This is a genomic window from Glycomyces sp. NPDC050141 (assembly GCF_055586545.1).
Map to the genome: position 1 here is coordinate 22,123 of NZ_JBVJHZ010000047.1, position 16,213 is coordinate 38,335.

The 16,213-nt window shown below is 69.8% G+C and carries 19 protein-coding genes; 11 read left to right on the forward strand and 8 right to left on the reverse strand.

Annotated elements, in window-relative coordinates:
* The first annotated feature begins 61 nt into the window (after positions 1–61).
* Positions 62–499: a DoxX family protein gene (locus tag ACZ60M_RS22260; RefSeq protein WP_465420925.1), complete on the forward strand. Its 438-nt coding sequence runs from the start codon at positions 62–64 to the stop codon at positions 497–499.
* 77 nt (positions 500–576) lie between these two features.
* Here the strand turns inward: ACZ60M_RS22260 and ACZ60M_RS22265 are convergent, their stop codons facing one another.
* Entirely contained in the window at positions 577–1,323 is a 747-nt protein-coding gene (locus ACZ60M_RS22265; protein ID WP_465420927.1) for an SAM-dependent methyltransferase, read from the reverse strand.
* A gap of 104 nt (positions 1,324–1,427) precedes the next feature.
* Between ACZ60M_RS22265 and ACZ60M_RS22270 the strand changes: the two genes are divergently transcribed.
* The gene (locus tag ACZ60M_RS22270) at positions 1,428–2,009 is read left to right on the forward strand and encodes a DinB family protein (protein WP_465420929.1); all 582 of its coding nucleotides are present in this window, start codon (positions 1,428–1,430) and stop codon (positions 2,007–2,009) included.
* 97 nt (positions 2,010–2,106) lie between these two features.
* Here the strand turns inward: ACZ60M_RS22270 and ACZ60M_RS22275 are convergent, their stop codons facing one another.
* Positions 2,107–3,213: a hypothetical protein gene (locus tag ACZ60M_RS22275; protein ID WP_465420931.1), complete on the reverse strand. Its 1,107-nt coding sequence runs from the start codon at positions 3,211–3,213 to the stop codon at positions 2,107–2,109.
* A 371-nt stretch (positions 3,214–3,584) separates the two neighbouring features.
* Positions 3,585–4,262: a TetR/AcrR family transcriptional regulator gene (locus ACZ60M_RS22280; RefSeq protein WP_465420932.1), complete on the reverse strand. Its 678-nt coding sequence runs from the start codon at positions 4,260–4,262 to the stop codon at positions 3,585–3,587.
* Between the two features lie 111 nt (positions 4,263–4,373).
* Between ACZ60M_RS22280 and ACZ60M_RS22285 the strand changes: the two genes are divergently transcribed.
* The 8 genes from ACZ60M_RS22285 (at position 4,374) to ACZ60M_RS22320 (ending at position 12,190) form a co-directional block, all read left to right on the forward strand.
* Positions 4,374–5,219 (forward strand): oxidoreductase, encoded by an 846-nt coding sequence (locus tag ACZ60M_RS22285; RefSeq protein ID WP_465420960.1) that lies wholly within the window; start codon positions 4,374–4,376, stop codon positions 5,217–5,219.
* Positions 5,220–5,315: 96 nt separating this feature from the next.
* Positions 5,316–6,158 (forward strand): alpha/beta fold hydrolase, encoded by an 843-nt coding sequence (locus tag ACZ60M_RS22290; protein ID WP_465420934.1) that lies wholly within the window; start codon positions 5,316–5,318, stop codon positions 6,156–6,158.
* Positions 6,159–6,251: 93 nt separating this feature from the next.
* The gene (locus ACZ60M_RS22295; protein WP_465420936.1) at positions 6,252–7,253 is read left to right on the forward strand and encodes an NAD(P)/FAD-dependent oxidoreductase; all 1,002 of its coding nucleotides are present in this window, start codon (positions 6,252–6,254) and stop codon (positions 7,251–7,253) included.
* Positions 7,254–7,307: 54 nt separating this feature from the next.
* Positions 7,308–8,252 (forward strand): alpha/beta fold hydrolase, encoded by a 945-nt coding sequence (locus ACZ60M_RS22300; protein ID WP_465420938.1) that lies wholly within the window; start codon positions 7,308–7,310, stop codon positions 8,250–8,252.
* An 86-nt stretch (positions 8,253–8,338) separates the two neighbouring features.
* Positions 8,339–9,346: an NAD(P)H-binding protein gene (locus tag ACZ60M_RS22305; protein WP_465420940.1), complete on the forward strand. Its 1,008-nt coding sequence runs from the start codon at positions 8,339–8,341 to the stop codon at positions 9,344–9,346.
* A gap of 76 nt (positions 9,347–9,422) precedes the next feature.
* Positions 9,423–11,054 carry an MFS transporter gene (locus ACZ60M_RS22310; RefSeq protein WP_465420942.1) on the forward strand — a complete coding sequence of 544 codons (1,632 nt, stop codon included), beginning with the start codon at positions 9,423–9,425 and terminating at the stop codon, positions 11,052–11,054.
* A 111-nt stretch (positions 11,055–11,165) separates the two neighbouring features.
* Positions 11,166–11,705, forward strand: a complete 540-nt coding sequence (locus tag ACZ60M_RS22315; protein WP_465420944.1) for a GNAT family N-acetyltransferase — start codon at positions 11,166–11,168, stop codon at positions 11,703–11,705.
* Positions 11,706–11,788: 83 nt separating this feature from the next.
* On the forward strand, positions 11,789–12,190 hold the full coding sequence (locus ACZ60M_RS22320) for a VOC family protein (protein WP_465420946.1): 402 nt from the start codon (positions 11,789–11,791) through the stop codon (positions 12,188–12,190).
* Between the two features lie 78 nt (positions 12,191–12,268).
* On the opposite strand, the gene ACZ60M_RS22325 is transcribed toward ACZ60M_RS22320, so the two are convergent.
* From ACZ60M_RS22325 to ACZ60M_RS22345, 5 genes are all read right to left on the reverse strand, one after another.
* Entirely contained in the window at positions 12,269–13,258 is a 990-nt protein-coding gene (locus ACZ60M_RS22325) for an ABC transporter permease subunit (protein ID WP_465420948.1), read from the reverse strand.
* Positions 13,255–14,145 carry an ABC transporter ATP-binding protein gene (locus tag ACZ60M_RS22330; protein ID WP_465420950.1) on the reverse strand — a complete coding sequence of 297 codons (891 nt, stop codon included), beginning with the start codon at positions 14,143–14,145 and terminating at the stop codon, positions 13,255–13,257. Before ACZ60M_RS22330 ends, ACZ60M_RS22325 begins: the two co-directional genes overlap by 4 nt.
* Positions 14,142–14,531, reverse strand: coding sequence for a GntR family transcriptional regulator (locus ACZ60M_RS22335; protein ID WP_465420952.1), 390 nt, complete (start codon positions 14,529–14,531; stop codon positions 14,142–14,144). The genes ACZ60M_RS22330 and ACZ60M_RS22335 overlap by 4 nt, the downstream gene beginning before the upstream one ends.
* 80 nt (positions 14,532–14,611) lie before the next feature.
* Entirely contained in the window at positions 14,612–14,836 is a 225-nt protein-coding gene (locus ACZ60M_RS22340; protein ID WP_465420954.1) for a hypothetical protein, read from the reverse strand.
* Positions 14,833–15,429, reverse strand: a complete 597-nt coding sequence (locus tag ACZ60M_RS22345; protein ID WP_465420956.1) for a rhomboid family intramembrane serine protease — start codon at positions 15,427–15,429, stop codon at positions 14,833–14,835. Before ACZ60M_RS22345 ends, ACZ60M_RS22340 begins: the two co-directional genes overlap by 4 nt.
* 160 nt (positions 15,430–15,589) lie before the next feature.
* On the opposite strand from ACZ60M_RS22345, the gene ACZ60M_RS22350 reads away from it, so the two are divergent.
* On the forward strand, positions 15,590–16,105 hold the full coding sequence (locus ACZ60M_RS22350) for an FKBP-type peptidyl-prolyl cis-trans isomerase (protein ID WP_465420958.1): 516 nt from the start codon (positions 15,590–15,592) through the stop codon (positions 16,103–16,105).
* Positions 16,106–16,213 lie beyond the last annotated feature (108 nt).

The window sequence follows — 16,213 nt, forward strand, 5'->3', positions numbered from 1 at the left end:
GCATCATGAACTTGACACTGTCAAGAAGCGTGCACTGCGCACCCCCGGAAAGGCCCGCCCCATGGTCCCCATCATCACCCTCACCGCCGCCACCCTCCTCGCCCGCCTCACCGGCCTCCTCGGCGTCGACGCCCTCGACTGGCAGACGTCCCTGCGCATCGGCCTCGCCGCCATGTTCACTATCACCGGCATCGTCCACTTCGTCCCCAAATTCCGCGACGACATGATCCGCATGATCCCCGACAACCTCCCGAAACCCGCCCTCCTCGTCGCCGCCACCGGCGCCCTCGAAATCGCCGGCGCCGCCGGACTCCTCATCCCCGCCACCGCACCCGCCGCCGCGATCTGCCTCGCCCTCCTCATGGCCGCGATGTTCCCCGCCAACGTCTCCGCCGCCCGCCGCCACATCCCCCTCGCCGGGAAACCCGCCACACCCCTGGGCATCCGCACCGCCGAGCAGATCCTCTTCATCGCCCTCGCCGTCCTCGCCGTCCTCTGAAACAGGGGAGCGGCAACGGGGGAGCCGACACACCGAAGGCCCCGGACCGCAATGGTCCGGGGCCTTCACACACACGTCTACTCGACCGGGCGGCCCAGCGTCAGATAAGCGAACCCCAGCAGCCCGCGGTGCCCCCGCAGCCACCAGTTCCGGTGCGCATCGGCCTTCTCGCGAACCGCCGCCGCCTCCGGATGACCAGGGTTGGCCAGCAGCCACACCTCCTTGTCCGCCAGGAACTGCGACTCGAAATCGTCCCACTCGTGCTGTTCGATCGACTCCACCCGCAACGGCCGGAACCCCGTCTCGACCGCCGCGTCCACGAACTCCGGCAAGGACATCCAGTCCCCGGTGGACGTCTCCGGCCACATCGCGGCCAGCTCCGCCCCGGTCGGCACCCGGTTCCACACCCCGTCGCCGATCAAGAGCCGCCCGCCGGGCTTCACCAGCTTGTACAAGGCCCGCAGCGCCTCCGCGGCCGTCCCGAACGCGTGCACCGCGCCGATAGAGATCACCAGATCCGCAGGCTCCGTCCAGTCCTCGCCCCGGTACTCCACGAACTCGACCCGGTCGGCGACACCCTTCGCACGGGCACCCTCCCGGCCCCGCTCCAGCAGCTCCAGATCCGAGTCGATCCCGTACCCCTTCGCGCCCGGCACCTTCGCGGTCACGCGCTGCAGCAGCTCACCCCACCCGCACCCGATGTCCACGATCACCTGCGGCGCAGCCGCAGCGCACTCGTCGACCTGCCGGTCGAAACGCCAAGCGGCGATAGGGGAGTTGCAGTCCAGATAGCCGTACCGAGACGGCCCGTCATGAGAAGTCATCGCCCGAGACGCTACCGCGCCCCCGCACCCCGAAGCAACCGAGATCCCCAACCCCCCAACCCCCAACAGCCCCCCACGCCACACCCCGATGGCACACTCACCCCATGACCGACCTCAAAACCCACCTCGCCCGCTACCTCCAATCCGGACGCGACGCCGTCCTCTGGAAACTCGAAGGCCTAGGGGAGTACGACATCCGCCGCCCCCTCACCCCCACCGGCACCAACCTCCTCGGCCTCGTCAAACACCTCGCCAGCACCGAAACCGGCTACTTCGGCGACACCTTCGCCCGCCCCCTCCCCGAAACCCTGCCCTGGCTCGCCGACGACGAAGACCCCCAAGCCGACCTCTGGGCCACCCCCGACGAAACCCGCGACTACATCACCGACCTCTACCGCCGCGTCTGGGACCACTCCGACACCACCATCCGCGAACTCGACCTCGACGCCCACGGCAACGTCCCCTGGTGGCCCACCGAACGATCCGAAGTCACCCTCGGCCAGATCCTCACCCACATGATCGCCGAAACCCACCGCCACGCCGGCCACGCCGACATCGTCCGCGAAAGCATCGACGGCGCCGCAGGCATGCGCCAAGGCAACGACAACCTCTGGGTCGAAGAACAATCCCGCACCGAATACTTCAACCTCCTCGAACACAACGCCCGCAAAGCCGCAGGCCGCTAACCACACGACACCGGGCCCCGGCAGCAACACACACCACCGGGGCCCGAACCACCAAACAGGACAAACCACCCACCACAACGCGGGGGAGGAGACGCCCCTACTTCCCACCCTCCCGCTCCACCAACCGCGCCTCCGCCGCCAACGCCCGCACCCGCCACGACTCCACCGCCGCCCGCACCTCCACACCCGCAACCTCAACCGCCTCCGCACGCGACACCGCCACCCGCACATCAGCCACCGCGCTGGCGAGCTCGCCGCGCAGCCGCTCGACATCGCCGGTCGCCGCTGCGGCCCGTGACGCCGCCTGCTCCGCGTCCCTTCTTGCGACCGCGACATCGGCGACCAGCGACTCCACACGGGACCGCTCCGCGTCCCGCTCGGCGATGAACCCCAGCGCCCGCGCCTCGGCCCGCTCCAGCGCCGCCTCACCGGCCCGCAGCGCTTCAGCCGCCTCGACCGCGACCTGATCGGCCCGCGCCCGCGCCGCCTCGGCCTCGCCGCGCGCCGCAGCCGCCGCCTGCTCGGCCTCCTCACGGGACGCCACGGCCGCATCCCGCTCCGCCAGCGCCGACACCCGCGCCTCCTCAGCGGCGCGTGCCACCGCCTCCGCTTCCTTCCTCCCGGCCACCGCGGCGACCGCCTCGCCGACCGCGGCCGCCGTCTCCTCACGGGCCGACTCGGCGGCCCGCACCGCTGCCAGTCGCGCCGCGACCGCCTCCTTCGCCCGACCCTCAGCGGCCTCCAGTGCACCCTTGCCCTGCTCGACCTCGCCCTGCGCGGCCTCGAGCTCCTCGCGCAGCACGACCGCCCTAGCGGCGACCTCGTCCCGCTCGGCCCGGGCAGCGGCCACCGACGACGCCGCGTCCGAACGCACCTCGGCGAGCCTGGCTTCGACCTCCGCCGGATCGGTCTCGGCCCGCAGGGCCTCGGCGAGCGGCGCCAGTGCCGAGGACATCGACTGCTCGATCTGCTCGTACAGCTCCTCGGCTCGCGCCAGCGCGCCTTCCAGACCCGGCGTGGACCGCCGCAGTTCCCGCTGTCGCTTCGCCTGCGCGGCGCAGTCGCCCTCGGCGCAGTACAGGCGCGGGCGTCCGCGCCCGGGCTGCTGCGGGATCGGCGTCCCGCACCGCTTGCACAGCGTCGCGCCCTTCACGGGCGTCCGGGTCGCGGGAACGGTCGTCGCAGTCGTACCTGTTTTCGTCATGCACACAACCTACCATTATTAATTTCCGTTTTTAATATTTAAATAACGGAAAAACAAGCGTGTCGCCTCCCGGTGCATAACTCACGAGAAGTGCCGTTCCCGCAAGTAATGATATTTCCGGGCCTGGCACGGCCTTGCGCGAATCGGTGCGTCGTTCGTCGGGTCGGTCGCCCTATTGGCGCGATCGGGCCCTGACGACCGGATGCGGCCGGGCGTCGGGCCGACCGGAGCTGTCGGGCTCTCGGTTCGGCCGGTGCCGGTGGGCGTGAGCGGAATTCGCTGATGTCGGTTTTGTGGTGCAGGGTGCGTCTGCCGCCCTCCTCGTCCTTATCGTCTGAGATGGGCGTGATTGCGGCGGCTTCCGCTGGCGCCTATTGGCGTGCTTGATCGGCTTCGTCGCCGGGGCGTCGGAGGGCTTCCCAGGCGGCGTCGGCGAGGACTTGTTCGGCGTGGGTGAGGTGTGCGACCAGGGTGTCGGGGTCCGGCGCGGCGATATGCCCGGAGGGGTCGAGTGCTGCCCGAGTGAGCTGTTCGGCGGGTCCGATCCATAGCGCAAGGCTGTGCTCGGGTGGCAGCGCTCGCAGCTCCCCGGTCGCGGCGCGTTCGCCGAGCCAGTCGGCGAGCCGACCGTAAAAGCCCTGCTTGAGCCGGGCTTCTTCGCCTTCGGAGATCTCGGCGACGCTGGACTCGCGGCAATGATGCATGTAGCGCATGGCGCGCGGATCGGCCCCGGCCCACCGCAGGTAGGCCAGCACCAGGGCGCGGACGGTGTCCTCGGTGCGAGTGTGGCGGTCGAGCTCGGCGAGCAGGTCGTCCTGGAAGCGTTGCACGTATTCCAGGTACACCGTGGCGGCCAGGTTGAGCTTGTCGCCGAAGTGGTGGTAGAAGCTGCCCACGCTCACGCCGGCCGCGGTCAGGATGTCTTCTACCCGGGTTGCGGCGACACCCCGGTCGAGGAACAGGTCGATCGCGGCGTCCGCGATGTCCTCGCGGCGTGAGGCGGGCCTGGTTGCCCGTTGGTCCGTTCTGGCGGTGGGAGTCCTGGTCATTGATATAGCTTACATCGGGTAGAAGAATCCTCGGTTGCCGTGATAGAACTTTCTTCTAGAGGGTAGAACTTTCCTCTAGAGGTTTCATCGAGCATGAGCAGGAGGCCAGTCATGGCGGAGTACGACGTGGTGGAGGGCAGCGGTCGCCGACCGCTCCCGGTGGCCCTGGTGACGGGCGCCTCCTCCGGGATCGGGCGGGCGGCCGCGCTCGCCCTATTGGACGCCGGCTTCGCGGTGGTCGGCACGAGCCGCAACGCGGCGAATGCCGAGCCGCTCGCCGGGGTGACGTTCCTCGACCTCGACGTGTCCAGCGACGAGTCGGTCCGCTCACTGGTCGAGAAGGTGATCGAGCGGTTCGGTCGGATCGACGTCCTGGTCAACAACGCAGGCGTGGGTGCGGTCGGCGCCGGCGAGGAGAGCTCGATCGACCAGGTCAAGGAGATCTTCGAGATCAACGTCTTCGGCCTGATGCGGATGACTAACGCCGTGGTGCCCCACATGAGGGACCAAGGCAGTGGCCGCGTGGTCAACGTCGCCTCGGTACTCGGCTTGATCCCGGCCCCCTTCATGGCCGTCTACGCCGCTACCAAGCATGCGGTCGAGGGCTACGCCGAGTCGGTGGACCACGAGCTTCGCGAGCACGGCGTCCGGATGCTGCTGGTCGAGCCGGCCTACACCAGCACGAGTTTCGAGGCGAGCAGCCTGGCACCCGACTCGCCCCTGCCGGTCTACGCCGCACAGCGGGAAGTCGCCCGAGACGTGCTGGCCACGGCCTTGCGCACCGCCGAGGACCCGGACGTGGTCGCAAACGTGATCGTCGCGGCCGCCACCGACGCCAAGCCCAAGCTCCGCTACACCGCAGGCTCCATGGCCGCACGCGTCAGCCTCCTGCGCCGGATCGTGCCCACGCGCGCCTTCGACGCACAGATCCGCAAGCTCAACCGACTGGCCGGCTGACCCGCAGTCCCGGCGCCCGAAGGAGACGAACATGTCCAACACCGATACCGAAGCCGGCATCGCTCGCCCGACCGCTCTTGGAGAAAGCTGAAGCCCATGGATTTCGAACACGTCACCTTCGACCTGCCGCACGGCACCTTTCACGCGCTGCAGGGCGGTGATCCCGATGGTCAACCGACGCTCGTCCTGCACGGCTTCCCGGACCATCCGCCGACCGCGAAGCCGTTCCTCGCCGAGCTCGGCCGCCGCGGACGTCGCGTCCTCGCACCCTGGCTTCGCGGTTACGCGCCGTCTCCGACCGAAGGGCCGTTCGACTTCGCAGACCTCACCGGCGACGTGATCGCGCTGATCGACCGCTGGTCTCCCGGGCGACCCGTGGAGTTGATCGGCCACGACTGGGGCGCCATGATCACCTACGATGCCTGCGTCACCGCGCCGGAGCGGATCGAACGCGCGGTCACGCTCGCAATCCCCCACCCGCTCACGTTCCTGAGTCGGCCGCGCCTCGCGCAGCTCCGCCGGAGCTGGTACATGGGGTTCTTCCAACTGCCCGGAAGCGGCTGGATAGTCAGCGCCCGCGATCTCGCCCTCATCGACCGCCTCTGGCGCCAGTGGTCCCCCGGGCTCTCGCTCGATCCAGCGCTCCAGGCGGAGCTGCACGAGCACCTGCGGGCGAGCATGCCCGCGCCCATAAAGTACTACCGCGGGATGATGCGACCCGGCATGCTCCGGGCGGCGCGCCGCCTCTCCCAGCCGTTCCCGGTGCCTCTGCTGCAACTCCACGGTGCCGACGACGACTGCATCCTCCCCCAGCGGGCCGACGACCGACACCGGTTCGCCGCCCCCCGCGCGCGGGAGGTCGTCCCCGACGTCGGCCACTTCCTGCACATCGAGGCCCCCGAGGCGATCGCGGAACGGATCGCGGCATGGGCTCGGTAGCGGACCACTTCGACCTCGCAACGAGTCCCCCTTCGACCACCCAGAACTCGAAGGGCTGACCGAACCATGACTGACAAGGAGAGGCACAAGACCATGACTGTGACGACTACGCAGTACACGAGCGACGAACTGGCCGAGGGGACCGTCGATGCGGTGGTGATCGGCGGGGGTGCCGCGGGGCTGAACGGTGCGCTGATCCTCGCCCGATCCCGCCGCTCGGTCGTCGTGATCGACAGCGGCTCCCCGCGCAACGCGCCCGCGGAGGCCGTGCACGGCCTCCTCGCCCTGGACGGCACCCCGCCGACCGAGATCCTTCGGCGGGGCCGGGAGCAGGTGCGCCAGTACGGCGGACGCGTCGTCCGCGGCGAGGTGGTCGCGGCCGAACCCGCCGCCCCGTCGGCAGAAGGGGACCTGCGGTTCACCGTCGCCCTGGCCGACGGCCGCAGCATCACGGCCCGCCGCATCCTGGTGGCCACCGGCCTCAAGGATGTGCTGCCGGAGGTGCCCGGGCTCGCCGAGCACTGGGGGCACGGCGTGGTGCACTGCCCGTACTGCCACGGCTGGGAGGTGCGCGATGAGCCCATCGGCGTCCTCGCCACCGGCCCGGTCTCCATCGACCACGCGTTTCTGTACCGTCAGCTGACCGATGACCTGACCTACTTCACCCACGGCACCGAACTGGACGAGGACAGCCGCGCCCGCTTCGCCGCCCGCGGCATCCGCGTCATCGACACCCCGGTCGCCGAGGTCGTCAACGGCGAGGACGGCGCCCTCGCCGGGGTGCGCCTGGCCGACGGCCAGGTCGTGGCCCGCCGCGTCCTCGCGGTCCTCGCGCCGCTGCAGATCCGCGCCCAGGGCCTGGAAGGCCTGGGCCTGCCGCTGCAGGACCTGCCGAACAAGGGCCGCAGTTTCGCCTCCGGCAAGTCCGGCATCACCGAGGTGCCGGGTGTGTGGGTGGCCGGCAACGCCACCGATCTTGTCGCCCAGGTCGGGGCCTCCGCCGCGGCCGGCGCCCTGGCCGGCGCCGACATCAACAGGATGCTGGCCGTCGCGGACACCGACGCGGCCCTGCACGCGGCTGGACCGGTCCGATGACCGCTGAACGCACCGACATCGAAACCACCGACTCCCAGGAAGGCACGAAGTCCCATGATCGCTGCTGAAGCGACGTTCGACGGCACGTGGCCGTATCCCGCCCGCTTCAACGAAGCGGCCGGCTTCCGCCAGCACTACGTCGACGAGGGCCCCGAACGGCCCGACCAGACGATCGTCATGCTGCACGGCGAGCCCACGTGGGGCTACGAATGGCGCCACTTGATCGGGCCGCTGTCACGCCGCCACCGCGTGGTCGTCCCCGACCACATGGGCTTCGGCAAGAGCGAGACACCGCAGGACCGCACGTACGACGCGAGCGAACACATCCGCAATCTCGAATCGCTGCTCGTCGACACGCTCGACCTCACGGACATCACCCTGGTGGTCCGTGACTGGGGCGGTCCCATCGGCACCGGGCTCGCGCTGCGCCACCCCGACCGGATCTCCCGGATCTTCGCCACGAACACGGTGCTTCCACTCACCGACGACATCGGCCCTCTCATGCAGGCCAACGGCGCCGCGAGCCGGTGGTTCCAGTGGGCCGGGTCGGCGATCGCGGACGGTTCGTTCGAGCAGATCCTCGGCAACGCGGGTCACACCATCGCCCACCTGATGATCGACCTGCAGCACGTCGCCCGGCCCGAGATCGCCACGCCTACCTGGATCCGCGCGTACTCCAGCCCCTTCCCGACCCCGGCGGAGTCCCGCGGAGTCATCGCCTTCCCCCGGCAGGCCCTGGAAGGCCCACAGGGTCCGCCGCCTGGCCCGCCGCCCATGGAAGCCGTCGCCGGGCTGCGAGCCGTGCCCGCGATGCTGGCGGTCGGCATGCGGGACACCGCACTGCTGCCCGAGTACGTGATTCCGGCGTTCAAGCTCAGCTTCCCCGACGCGCCCGTGGTCGAGATCCCGGGCGCCGGCCACTTCCCGACCGAGGACGCTCCCGAGACGCTGCTGGCGCTGCTCGAACTGTTCCTGCAGACGACGCCCGCGCGCACCTGAACGCGCAATGCCGAACGGGCGGCCGCACGCGTGCGGCCTCGGCTTCCTGAACGACCGACACACCGAACCACATGGAGGACACGACAATGACCGAACGCAATCCCATGCTCATCACCGGCGCCGGCGGCCACGTCGGCGGCGTGAGCAGGGTGATGATCGACATGCTGCTCGAACTGGGCCACCCCGTGCGCGCGTTCGTGCGGCGGGACGACGAACGCGCGCAGTCGTTGCGCGAGGCCGGGGCCGAGGTCTTCATCGGCGACCTGTTCAAACCCGCGGACGTGGCCGCCGCGCTGAAGGGCGTCAAGCGCGTCTACTTCAGCATGACCCCGCAGCCGTACTACGCCGACGCCCTCACCTTGATGGCCGAGGCGGCGCGAGCCCAGGGCGGCATCGAGGCCTTCGTGCACCTGTCGAACTACGAGCAGTCGTACATGACGCTCGAGAAGATGACCGCACCGGAAGAGGAGCGGCGCTCCTGGCTCGGCGGACTGGTCACGGAGTGGTCGCCGCAGCAGCGGGCGCACTGGGTATGCGAGCGGGTGCTGGAATGGTCCGGCCTCCCCGCGGTCAACGTGCGCGCGACCCTGTTCGCCGAGAACCCCCACCTGACCTGGATGCTCCAGGGCCCGCTGAGCAACGGCGAACTGCGCCTGCCCTTCGGCGACCAGCGGCTCGCGCCCATCGCCGTCCACGACGTGGCAGAGGTGTGCGTCAACATCCTGGTCGACCCGGCACCGCACATCGCGAAGTCCTACTCGCTTACCGGCCCGGAGCTGAAGGACATGCACGGGTTCGCCGAGGACTACGCGGCCGTGCTGGGACGCGAGGTCGTCTACATCCCCGAGGAGCTGGAGGCCTGGCAAGAGGCCTTCCTCGACGAGACCGCCCTGCAGAAGGACCTAGGAGATCCGGGTACGGCCCGGCACGTGGCGACGCACCTGAGGAACCAGACCAGTCTCATCGCCAGCGGGCGGTACGACGTCCTCTCCGACCAGCTGGAACCCCTGCTCGGACGCCCGCCGCGGACCATGCGGTGGGCGCTGGAGAACAACACCCGCCTGCGCGAACTGGCAGGTGCTCCGGACCAGTGAGCCCTGCGAACCCGAACACGACACCGCACGACGGGCGCTTGAGCGATCACCCGCCCGTCCCTACCAGGAGCTACTGATGCCCTTCCTTGCGAACACACCGGTGGAGAGCATGACCGGGCCTTACGCGCGGCGCTGGTGGGCGCTGCTCGTGCTGTGCCTGAGCCTGCTGATCACAGTGATGGCGAACACGTCGCTGATCGTCGCCGCCCCCGACATGACCACCGACTTGGGCCTGAGCAGCAGTGATCTGCAGTGGGTCGTCGACGGCTACACCGTGCCGTACGCGGCGCTGATGCTGGTGCTGGGCGCGATCGGCGACAAGTACAGCCGACGGGGCGCGCTGGTGCTGGGTCTGCTGATCTTCGCCGGCGGTTCGGTGATGGGGAGCATGGTCGACGAGACCTCACTGGTCATCGCGGCCCGCGCGATCATGGGTATCGGTGCCGCGGTCGTCATGCCGGCCACGCTGTCCCTGGTGGTCGCGACCTTCCCCCGGAGCGAGCGGGCCAAGGCCATCACCGCCTGGGCCGCGACCTCCGGGGTAGCGGTAGCCGTCGGCCCGCTGGTCTCCGGCTGGCTGCTCGAGGACCACGCCTGGGACTCGACCTTCCTGATCAACGTGCCGATCGCCCTCCTCGCCGTATTCGGCGCGCTCGTCCTGGTACCGCCGTCCAAGGCGGAGGGCATGGGCCGGATCGACTACGTCGGCGGTCTGCTGTCGATCGTCACCGTCGGCTCCCTGATCTACGCCGCCATCGAGGGCCCGCACTCCGACTGGGGCACCGGCCCTGTCACCGCCGCGGTGGTCGCCGGTGCCGGTCTGGTCGCCTTCGTCGCCTGGGAGCTGCGGCACCCGCACCCGATGCTGGACGTCCGAAAGTTCGCACTGCGGCCCTTCAGCGGCTCGATGCTCGCGGTGATGTTCTTCTTCTTCGGCATGTTCGCAGTGATCTACTACGCGACGCAGTTCCTGCAGTTCGTCCTCGGCTACGGCGCCCTGGACACGGGTGTACGGCTGCTGCCGCTGGGCGGTGCGGTGTTCCTCGGGTCCGCGGTGACCGGGATGCTCGCCCCGAAGCTGGGGGTGAAGGCGATGGTCGTGACCGGCATGGCTATCGGCACGGCGGGCATGTTCCTGCTCACCCAGATCGACGAGGGGGCGACGTACGGGGACTTCCTGGCGCCGCTGATGATGCTGGGCCTCGCGCTCGGACTGGCCATCTCCCCCGCGACCGACACGATCATGGGCTCCTTCCCCGAGTCCGAGCTGGGCGTCGGCGGCGGCGTCAACGACACCGCGCTGGAGCTGGGCGGGGCGCTGGGCATCGCGGTGCTGGGCTCACTGCTGGGCACGGCCTACCGGGACGAGCTGACCGACCTGGTGGGCGACCGGCTCCCGCCGGAGGCGATGGAGATCGCCAAGGACTCGGTCGGCGGCGGCCTGGCCGTCGCGGGCCAGGTCGCGCAGGACCCCTCCGTCGGGCCCGAGCAGGCCCAGGCTGCCGTGGACGCCGTCCACCAGGCCTTCGCCCACGCAGTCGCCCAGACCAGTCTCATCGGCGGGGTCATCATGGCCGCCGGAACACTGATCGTCCTCGCGCTCCTGCCGGGCCGGCGCGGGTTCGCGAAGAAGAGCGCTGAGCCGGAGGCCGCGACGGCGGCGAGCGAGGCGGCGACGGTGCGGGAGCGCACCGGGGCCCTCCGCTAGATCGCCGACGGAGCGTCCACTGGACCGCCGGGCCCCGCCTCGCGGGGTCCGGCGGTAGGGAGCCGGGAAATCGGTGTGGCACCGCTGGATACGGTCTGGTAGAAAACGTGAGTGCTTACAGGTGAGAAGGTCGGGCTCAGGGCCCGGCACGACGAGGACATCCCGGTGCTCATGGAAGGGCTGGCCGACGTGCTCACCACGGCACGCGCGACCGGGCAGCCGTGGCGGCCGTACACCCCCGGCTCGAAGGAGACCCCGTTCACCGTGGACGACGCGAAGGAAGGCGTCGTCCACTTCTCCGTGGTGAGCCTGGAGGACGGCGCCCTGGTCGGCACCGCGAACTTGTGGGGCATCGACAAGCACGCCCGGGCCGCGCACATCGGCATGGGGCTGCTGCCTGTCTCGCGCGGCAAGGGCTATGCCACCGATGTCGTTGCCGCGCTGTGCCACTACGGGTTCGCCGTGCACGGCCTCCACCGCCTGCAGGTCGAGACCCTGGCCGACAACACCCCGATGCTGCGCGCTGCCGAATCCAACGGGTTCGTCCGCGAGGGCGTCCGGCGCGAGGCCTCGTGGGTGGTCGGCGAGTTCCTCGACGAGGTCGTGCTCGGCCTGCTCGTCCACGAGTGGAAGCTGCGCTCGGCGGCGTAGGCCGGGATCGCGCGTTCGGGCCCTGCCGTCGGCGGCCGCTGCGAGTATGGCGGTAGACCGCTTCGACATGAAGGGAGCCCGCGATGGGTTCGATCCTCAATCCGTACGTCTCGTTCGACGGGAACGCACGGGAGGCCATGGAGTTCTACCAGAGCGTCCTCGGCGGCGACCTGAAGGTGTCCACTTTCGGTGAGTCCGGCATGCCGGGCCCGGGGGCCGACAAGGTCATGCACGCCCAGCTGACCTCTGCCGCGGGCTACACGATCATGGCCTCGGACATGCCGCCTGGCATGGAGCACAAGCCCGGCCAGAACATCTCGATCAGCATCTCCGGCGACGACGCGGACCGCCTCCGCGGGTACTGGGAGGCCCTCGGCGATGGCGCCACGGTCACTATGCCGCTGGAGAAGCAGATGTGGGGCGACGAGTTCGGCGCGCTGGTCGACCGGTTCGGCATCAACTGGATGGTCGACATCACCAGCTGACGCTGCAAGCGATTTGAGCGGGTGTCCGGCCCTAGGGCCGGACACCCGCTCGCTTCTTTATTACTTGCGGGAATCCCGCTAGTTGAGTCCGCGGGGGATGCGCCAGAACGCGACCCCGGCGAGAACGGCCGACAGTCCGGCGGCGATACCGAACTCGATCCACTGGAAGTCCCAGTACCGGTCGGCGGGCTGGTACGTGACGTCGAAGGTGGCGTCCAGGGCGTTCATGCACTCGTCCGGGTCGAGGTTCTGGGTCTCGCAGGCGTCGAGATCGGTCTCGGTGACCTCGGTGCCGTCGCCTTTGTAGACGACGATGTAACCGGAGACCACCCAGGCGCCCGGGATCTTGTACTCCTGGATGCCCGCGCCCTGCGGTCCGATGCCGAAGGAGTCGATCTGCCCCACCGTGTTGGCGTCGTTCCACGCGATCGTCTCGGTGACGGGCTCGGCGAACTGCGGGCGGAGCACGTTCGCCATGAGCAGCTGGAAGACGACGAAGACCAGCAGCGTCACGGCCATCGCGACCAGGGTCTTGCGGGCGAGGACGCCGACGACGAGGCCGAGCGTGAACGCCAGCAGCGCGTAGCCGAACGGCGCGAGGTCCCTCGCCGCGAACGTCAACGGCTCGAACCGGCTGTCGACGACCTTGTCGAACGGCCCCGCCGCCCAGGTCAGCAGCAGGCTGAGCGCCCCGGTGAACAGGACGCTCACTCCCCCGACGAGCGCGAGTTTCACCGCGAGCCAGCGCTTGCGCGTCACCGACTGGTTCCATACGAGCCGGTGCGTGCCGGTCTCGAGTTCGCGGGTGATGAGGGGCGCGGCCCAGAACGCGCCGGTCAGTGCCGGTGCGGCGAGGAGGAGGAGTCCGATGAGGAGCAGTCCGGACCCGAACTGGTCGGCGAGGAGGTGTGGGGCCTCGTCGCAGCCGGTGGTGCAGTCGGTGATGTTGATTCGGTAGGCGTCGCGGATGTCGGCGGCGAGGTACAGGAGGTAGGCGGCGGCTGCGGCGACGACGGCCAGGGTCCACAGTGTCTGGGCGCGCATTTGGCGCCAGGTCAGCCAGATCATGCGCGGGTCTCCTGGAGGGTCGGGGCGCCGAGGCCTTCGGCGCGGTGGAGGTAGGTGAGGACCATGTCTTCGAGGCCGATGGTGTCGGCGGGGTGGTCGAGGGGTCGGCCGGTGGTGTTGTGGACGATCAGCGTGGTCTGGCGATCGGTGTGGTCGGCGCTGATGATGCGGACGCCTTCGGGGAGGGCGTCGAGGGTGCCGCGGGGGCCGACGAGGCGGTGGTGGTTCGCGGTGAGGTCGTCGATCTCCCCCGCGACTTGGACGCGGGATTCGGCGAGGACGATCAGGTGGTCGCAGACGCGTTCGACGTCGCCGATGAGGTGCGAGGACAGGATGACGGAGATCTCGAGTTCGGCGACGAACTCCATGAGGTTCTGGAGGAATGCGCGGCGCGCGAGCGGGTCGAGGGCGGCGACGGGTTCGTCGAAGATGAGGAGTTCGGGGCGTTTGGCGGCGGCGAGGGTGAGGGCGAGTTGGGCCCGCTGTCCGCCGGAGAGCCGCCCGGCTTTCTTCGCGGGGTCGAGGCCGATCTGTGTGATGCGGGCCTGGGCGAACTCGCGGTCCCAGGTGGGGTTGAGGTGCTCCCCCAGTTTGAGGTGGTCGGCGACGGTGAGGGTGGCGTAGACGGGGGTGTCCTGGGCGACGAAGCCGACGCGGGCGAGTTGTTGCGCGTCGGCGGCGGGGGCCCTGCCGAGGACTTCGATGTGGCCGCTGGTGGGTCGGATGAGTCCGGCGGCGAGGGCCAGGAGCGTGGACTTGCCGGCGCCGTTGGGGCCGACGAGGCCGACGATGCGTCCGGCGGGGATGTCGAGGGTGGCTTCGGTGAGCGCGGTGTGTCTGCCGTAGCGCTTGGTGAGTGTGTTGGTGCTCAGTACTGGGGTGTTCATGGAGTCACCTGTGGTGCCTTTCTGACGGTGGTGTCGAAGAGGGCTTGGATCGCGTCGTCGTCGAGCCCGGCTCGGCGGGCGCTGGCGATCCATTGCTGGAGTTCGGTTTTGAGTGCGGCGTGTGCGTCGAGGCTGGCGTCGGCGAGGGTCGCGGTGACGAAGGTGCCGCGTCCCGGTTGCGGTGCGACGAGGCCTTGGCGTTCGAGTTCGCGGTAGGCCTTGAGGACGGTGTTGGGGTTGATGGCGATCTTGGCGACGACCTGTTTGACCGTGGGCAGCTGGTCCCCCACGTCGAGCATGCCCAGTCGGAGGGCTTGCTGGACCTGGTGGACGAGTTGCATGTACGGGGCGACGCCCGAGCGCGGTTCGAGGTGGAAGTCGATCACGAAGTTTCTCTATTTCACTAGGATGTTAGCACTATAGGACTATGGGGGTGCGTCCGTCAATCCCGGGGGGTGCCTGCGGGCTATCGTCCCTGGTTGCGGGGGTGGCGGCGGGCGGCGCGCTCGTTGCCGAACTTGTACGACCCGGTCCAGCGGGCCATGACGAGCTGCTCGTCCCCCGCCGCTACCTCGTCGAGGAACTTCGCCGCGCGGGCGCCGCGCAGCGTCGCGGCGGCGCGCCCGCGGTGCACGATGAGGACGGTCCCGTCCCCCCGCCGCGTGTAGGTGAAGCCGCTCGCCTCGCTCATGCCGCGGGCGCGGCCGCGCGGGCGGCGTTGCGGGCCATGAACGCCGCGCCGATGCCGCCGAGGAACCCGAACAGGTGCCCCTGCCAGGAGATGTGCGGCAGGGACGGGAAGATCCCCCACACCGTCGTCCCGTACACGGCGAGGACGGCGAGGCCGATGAGGAGGTCCCCGATGCGGCGCATGACGACGCCGCGCGCGAGCAGGTACCCCAGGAGCCCGAAGACGACGCCGGACGCGCCGACGGTGATCGAGTTGCCCGGCGAGAAGAGCCAGACGCCGAGCCCGGAGGTGATGGCGGAGACGATGATCGCTATCCACATGCCGCGCCAGTCCCGCAGGGCGGCGACGACGCCCATGACTGCGAGGGGCACGGTGTTGGAGGCCAGGTGCGCGGCGCCGCCGTGGAGGAACGGCGCGGCGGCGATACCGGTGAGCCCGTCGACGCTGCGCGGCGCGATGCCGTACATCGTGAGGTGCCCTGGGGTGACCCAGTCCGCGATGAGGACGAGCCACAGGAGCGCGATGACCGCGCCCCAGAACGTGAGGGCGCGGCGGAGCGGGTGCATGGGGGCGGGGGCGGCCTGGTCGGTCATCGGGTTCCTCGGTGGTGTGCGGGGTCGTCGCGTTCAAGGGTAGTCGGCGCCCCGGTTGTGCGGCTGCTCGCTCGGGTCGGGCGTGAGGGCGTACGGGGGCCGGTGCGGGTGATAGGTTCCCTCGGTGGCATCTAGCCTGCTGAGTCGAGTTTGGAAGCCGGTGGCCGCTGCGTGTGTGAGCGCGGCGCTGCTGGCCGGTTGCGGCGTGGACGATGGCGCCGCCGAGGAAGGGAATGCTGACGTGGTGCAGATCAGTGACGGTGTCGAGGTGTCGGTCTCGGCCGAGATGGACTCGCGTCCGGTCGTGACGGTGCCCAGCGGCGAGAAGCCGCCGGTGGACCTGTTCACGTACGACGTGGTCGAGGGCACGGGCACCGAGGCGAAGGCCGGCGACTCGGTCGCGGTCCAGTACGCGGGCTTCAACTGGTCCGACGGCAAGGAGTTCGACGCGTCGTGGAACCGCGGCGCGCAGCCGTTCTCGGTGTCCCCGCTGGGTTCGGCCCCGGTCATCCAGGGCTGGAACGACGGCCTGGCCGGCGCGCAGGTCGGCGACCGCCGCCTCATCGTGATCCCGCCGGACCTCGGTTACGGCGCGGCCGGCGCCGGCGGCGTCATCGGCCCGAACGAGACCCTCGTCTTCGTCGTCGACGTCGTCTCCATCAACGGCAAGTCCTAGTCCCCCACAGGGATTCGCCGAGGGGGGGGGGGGGGGGAGGGGGGGGGCCCCCCCCCCCTCTTTTTTTTTTTCTCCCCCCCCTCCCCAGAAAAACCCTGCCCCTCACCC

What these genes read in the sequence shown, in the direction of transcription:
- ACZ60M_RS22300 (WP_465420938.1), top strand. Translation starts at nt 7,308, where the DNA reads ATGATCGCTGCTGAAGCGACGTTCGACGGCACGTGGCCGTATCCCGCC.
- ACZ60M_RS22320 (WP_465420946.1), top strand. Translation starts at nt 11,789, where the DNA reads ATGGGTTCGATCCTCAATCCGTACGTCTCGTTCGACGGGAACGCACGG.
- ACZ60M_RS22295 (WP_465420936.1), top strand. Translation starts at nt 6,252, where the DNA reads ATGACTGTGACGACTACGCAGTACACGAGCGACGAACTGGCCGAGGGG.
- ACZ60M_RS22270 (WP_465420929.1), top strand. Translation starts at nt 1,428, where the DNA reads ATGACCGACCTCAAAACCCACCTCGCCCGCTACCTCCAATCCGGACGC.
- ACZ60M_RS22260 (WP_465420925.1), top strand. Translation starts at nt 62, where the DNA reads ATGGTCCCCATCATCACCCTCACCGCCGCCACCCTCCTCGCCCGCCTC.
- ACZ60M_RS22330 (WP_465420950.1), bottom strand. Translation starts at nt 14,145, where the DNA reads ATGAACACCCCAGTACTGAGCACCAACACACTCACCAAGCGCTACGGC.
- ACZ60M_RS22305 (WP_465420940.1), top strand. Translation starts at nt 8,339, where the DNA reads ATGACCGAACGCAATCCCATGCTCATCACCGGCGCCGGCGGCCACGTC.
- ACZ60M_RS22275 (WP_465420931.1), bottom strand. Translation starts at nt 3,213, where the DNA reads ATGACGAAAACAGGTACGACTGCGACGACCGTTCCCGCGACCCGGACG.
- ACZ60M_RS22265 (WP_465420927.1), bottom strand. Translation starts at nt 1,323, where the DNA reads ATGACTTCTCATGACGGGCCGTCTCGGTACGGCTATCTGGACTGCAAC.
- ACZ60M_RS22310 (WP_465420942.1), top strand. Translation starts at nt 9,423, where the DNA reads ATGCCCTTCCTTGCGAACACACCGGTGGAGAGCATGACCGGGCCTTAC.
- ACZ60M_RS22280 (WP_465420932.1), bottom strand. Translation starts at nt 4,262, where the DNA reads ATGACCAGGACTCCCACCGCCAGAACGGACCAACGGGCAACCAGGCCC.
- ACZ60M_RS22325 (WP_465420948.1), bottom strand. Translation starts at nt 13,258, where the DNA reads ATGATCTGGCTGACCTGGCGCCAAATGCGCGCCCAGACACTGTGGACC.
- ACZ60M_RS22345 (WP_465420956.1), bottom strand. Translation starts at nt 15,429, where the DNA reads ATGACCGACCAGGCCGCCCCCGCCCCCATGCACCCGCTCCGCCGCGCC.
- ACZ60M_RS22285 (WP_465420960.1), top strand. Translation starts at nt 4,374, where the DNA reads ATGGCGGAGTACGACGTGGTGGAGGGCAGCGGTCGCCGACCGCTCCCG.
- ACZ60M_RS22340 (WP_465420954.1), bottom strand. Translation starts at nt 14,836, where the DNA reads ATGAGCGAGGCGAGCGGCTTCACCTACACGCGGCGGGGGGACGGGACC.
- ACZ60M_RS22290 (WP_465420934.1), top strand. Translation starts at nt 5,316, where the DNA reads ATGGATTTCGAACACGTCACCTTCGACCTGCCGCACGGCACCTTTCAC.